3 protein-coding genes and 1 pseudogene are annotated in these 3,819 nt (G+C 64.1%); 3 read left to right on the top strand and 1 reads right to left on the bottom strand.

Translation table 11 applies throughout. The features are described 5' to 3' along the window. Positions 1-52: 52 nt before the first annotated feature. From G6R25_RS30990 to G6R25_RS22400, 3 genes and pseudogenes are all read left to right on the top strand, one after another. Positions 53-388: pseudogene (locus G6R25_RS30990) on the top strand (TAXI family TRAP transporter solute-binding subunit); the annotation flags it as partial. Between the two features lie 59 nt (positions 389-447). Then, the gene (locus G6R25_RS29170) at positions 448-819 is read left to right on the top strand and encodes a TAXI family TRAP transporter solute-binding subunit (RefSeq protein WP_136448819.1); all 372 of its coding nucleotides are present in this window, start codon (positions 448-450) and stop codon (positions 817-819) included. Between the two features lie 200 nt (positions 820-1,019). Next, a complete protein-coding gene (locus G6R25_RS22400; RefSeq protein ID WP_136448820.1) occupies positions 1,020-2,798 on the top strand; it encodes an APC family permease in 1,779 nt (592 codons plus the stop codon). A 149-nt stretch (positions 2,799-2,947) separates the two neighbouring features. Here G6R25_RS22400 and G6R25_RS22395 read toward each other — a convergent pair whose 3' ends face one another. Then, positions 2,948-3,487 (bottom strand): hypothetical protein, encoded by a 540-nt coding sequence (locus tag G6R25_RS22395; protein ID WP_163554471.1) that lies wholly within the window; start codon positions 3,485-3,487, stop codon positions 2,948-2,950. Positions 3,488-3,819: the final 332 nt, after the last annotated feature.

Here is a 3,819-nt window from a genome sequence, read left to right as displayed (position 1 = left end):
GGGCCAATACTCCGCGTAGCAGATCGCAACCTAAAACGATCTTCCCGGGGCCCTGGCCGTAGACGCACACTTCGGGGTCAACCAGTTCCGCAACGACCCGATCGACGGACTGCGCACCGTCGGCCCGGTGTGGCTCGATATCCTTCATTTGATCGTACGCGCGGATTCGGGCATTGACGACGCGACCCAGCTGTGCGACCGGAAGATCTCGACCGGCCTGAATAACTCGGGGAGCCTGCAGGTAGGCCAGGTGCTGTTCGACAATATCCTGAACTGCAAGCCCGCCACGGATCCCGCGGATCTCGACCGCGGCCTGGCGGACCTGCGCGACGGGAAAGTCGACGGGGTCCTCTGGGCAGGTGGCGCGCCGACGCCGCAGATCCTCCGGGCTGTCACCGAGGACGGCTGCGGATCCGTCTGCTGCCGCTGGCGCGGTATCTGGCTCCCATGGGTGCGAACTGGGACTCCGTCTATCGCCAGCGGCTCGGCAACCGGTTCGTCTCCGGCAGCGTGTACGAGCCGGCTACCATCGACGCGCAGGACTATCCCGGCATCAGCCAAACCGAGACCGTCGGGGTTCCCAACGGGCTGGTCGTGAACCAGAGCGCCGACCATGATCTGGTGGCCTTCATCGTCCAGGACCTGTTCAAACATCGGCCCGATTTCGAGCAGGCCCTCTGGGGAACGAACCAGAACGGCCGGCACTTCGAGACCGCCGCGCAGACCGTTCCCAAAAGCTCGCTGTACTGCCTGGTCCCACTCGCCCCCGAGGCGAAGCGCTACTACGACAGCATCAACATCCACGCCAACTGCGGGTGATGATTCTCGGTAAGCGCCGGCCGTCACCGAGCTCCCGGCCATGCACCCGTCCAGGCGGCGCCGCGTTGGCTCGCGGGACGGCTCGCCCGCCCGCCCGAGGCAGAAAAATCCGGGCTAACAACCCATTTTTTCGCTTAACCTGACGACTACTGAGGAACCGTACTATACGTTGACATCGATCATTGCCGTGGGGGAGATCGATGAGTTCCAGAGAATCTCGACTCGGCCGCGAACAGGCAGGCGGGCCGCAAGAGGGATGGCTGCGGTCCTTCGGCCTGTTCGGCCTGGCAGCAGGCGGTGTGATTGGCTCGGGATGGTTTCTGACACCCGCCGATGCCTATCGGAGCGCAGGCTCCGCCTCGCACGTCCTCTGGTCCTGGGCCGTGGGCGGACTGGCGATGCTGGTCATCGCCGTCGTGATGGTCGAGCTGGGCACAGCCGCCCCAAGAACCGGCGGGATGATCTTCCTGCCTTATCAGAGCAGTGGCCCGCTCGTCACGCTGGTCGTCGCCACGAGCCTGTGGATCTACTACGTGATCAATCTGACCGGTGAAGCCATCGCGGCGACCATCGCCATCGCTCCAGAGATATCGAGCCGGCTCGGCACAAATCTCCTCAGGGTTGATCAGAGCACGGGTGACCGGACCCTGAACGGATCGGGGACGGGCGTCGCCATCGTCTTCATGATGATAATCTCCGCCGCGGTGGTCCTGGTCCCCGCGCGACGCTTCGTCGGCGCCACCGCATGGATAACCGTGATCAAAGTCGCCGGCGTCTTCCTCGTTTGCATGGTGCTGCTGGCGATATTCCACTACCACGGCTACGCCGTTTCAAAGTACAAGCTCCACGCCCCCGAACAGGGTGAAGGTGATCACTCCGGCCACCATGGATTACTCGGCGCGCCGATCGGCGGAGCTGACGACTCCAGCCAGCATGGATGGCTCGCCACGCTGGGCGGCAGCAGCACAGTGTACGCCTACGTGGGGTTCCAAGGACCGCTGGACTACGCCGGAGACATCAAGAAGGACGGTATCGGTGAGGGAGCCCGGATACGGCGGGCCATCCTCGTGACCGTCCTTCTCTCCATCTTGGTCTACATCCTGCTCCAGGTCACCTACAACAGGTATCACGGCGCGGTGTGCGCGGGCGACAGCGCACAAGGCTGTTCAACCAGCCCCTGGGTGAATCCTTCGGATTACCTGGACATAGCCGGGCTCACGACAGTCGGCTACCTGCGCTCCATCCTCGAGTGGACGCTGAGGATCCTGACCATGGTCGCTCCGTTGGGCGCAGGCCTCGTCTACGCCTATGTGCTGCCCAGCGAAATCGCCGAGCTGAGCCGACTCGGGCTTACGTACCGCCCGCTTGCCACTTCTGCGCCGAGGAAGAACGGTTGGCATATCTACTGGCTTGTCCTGGCCGCCAACGTCGCCTTCGGGACGGTACTGCTCGTAGTGTTTCACGGATATTGGTCCATGCTGTCCAGGTTCAGTGGCGTTCTGAGCCTGCTGCTCTACGCGTTTCCGGCGGTGGCGCTGGTGTCGCTGTCGAGCGCGCTGGACCAGAAGCAGCCGTTGCCCTCGGCCTCGCGGCGGCGCTTCCTTCGCGGAATCCTGCCGCGAGTGAGTTTTGTTGTGACGGCGCTCATGCTCTATGAGACCGGCTTCAGCATCCTGTGGCGGGCCATCGCCGCTCTGGCCGTGGGTGTCGTGGTGCTGGTCGGTGCTCCCACGCTCCGCGAGCGTTTGAAGAGCGGGCGTGCTCTCACCAACCCGGACGGGTCCGCGGCATGGGCTGCGGCCTGGCTGGCCGGGTATCTTGGCGGGCTGTTGCCGCTGGCCTGGTGGGCCGGCCGGTTGACCGGCACCGACAGGACGTTCCTGGCCTGCGTCGTCGCGGTCTGGGCGTGGGTCTGCTGCCAAGCGATGATTCGCCACTCCAGGGCCTACAACGCGAAAGTGCGGCCAAATCTTTCGTAGACGTACGTACGTCCGTCCGCCCGACCGATTGGATTCGCCATTACTTCTTTCAGGAGCTCGGCACGGCCCTCGCCGGCCGCGTACGGCCGCAACGCCGAGCCCTCACCCTGGCTATCCTATGCAGCTTTCGACAACCGACGCCTCACGGTCTAGGCGGGCTTCCCGCAGCTTTCTTGCAACCTTCCTCTGTGGGTCCGTCCCCAGCCAGCAACACACCGTATGGCGAAGCATCTCGCATCGTTTTTCGGATCCACTCCGGCGTCCCTGAGCCGCTCCACGACGGTCTTCACGTCGTCCGCGGTGACGTGCTGGCCGCTTGCGAGGTAGCGCTTGAGCATTTTCTCGCCAAACCCGCTGAGCTTCTGGTTGTGCGACACGTACAGCGGCGCGGCGATCGTGGCGACGGCCTCGGCCGACCAGGTTCCGGGTGGCGTGGCGAAGGCCTCCAGCTCGGTTCCGACGGCTTCGACGGCTGCCCTTTCGCCCGGGTGCTGCTCCTCGTGTAGCTGTCCGATGTATTCCACCAATGGTTCGATGGATCGTTTTTTGTCAGCGCTGGTGACGACCGCCCTGGCAAAAGGACGCTGGTATTCCCGCGGGCGGGCGACGCGTCCCAGAATGGTCGCGAGTTCCTTTGCCGAGCGACCATCGGTGTAGTCGCTGGCGGCGGCCCACAGCAGGTCCTTCATGTCCCTCGTCAGGGCGGACGAAAGAACCATGATTTCGTGGACCGGGCGGGGCCCGGAAGCTCGCCCCGCCCCAGCGGGAATCTCCTTGATCAGGTTATTGACCGTCCGCTTGAGGCTCGGCGTTGTTCCCCAGTGGCCGATGATATCGAGCAGCTCGGAAAGGTCGTCGCGCGACGCGACGTACTGACGGATCTCCGCGCACTTCGTGGGATGGGACGCAGCGAGCCGGCTGCAGATCGAAATGACGTACTTGCGCCGCAGTCGCCGCCCGACGATCTCAGTCAGTGAGCCTTTCCCGGTAACGTTTCGTCGCTTTGCGTGACATCAATGTG

It is taken from the genome of Candidatus Frankia alpina, from assembly GCF_902806485.1.
In the GTDB taxonomy this organism is placed as follows: domain Bacteria; phylum Actinomycetota; class Actinomycetes; order Frankiales; family Frankiaceae; genus Frankia; species Frankia alpina.
This window is presented reverse-complemented; position numbering and strand designations above follow the sequence as displayed.

Bases quoted from the DNA above. Each gene is read 5' to 3' on its own strand.
- G6R25_RS29170 (WP_136448819.1), top strand. From the start codon at position 448: ATGGGTGCGAACTGGGACTCCGTCTATCGCCAGCGGCTCGGCAACCGG.
- G6R25_RS22400 (WP_136448820.1), top strand. From the start codon at position 1,020: ATGAGTTCCAGAGAATCTCGACTCGGCCGCGAACAGGCAGGCGGGCCG.
- G6R25_RS22395 (WP_163554471.1), bottom strand. From the start codon at position 3,487: ATGAAGGACCTGCTGTGGGCCGCCGCCAGCGACTACACCGATGGTCGC.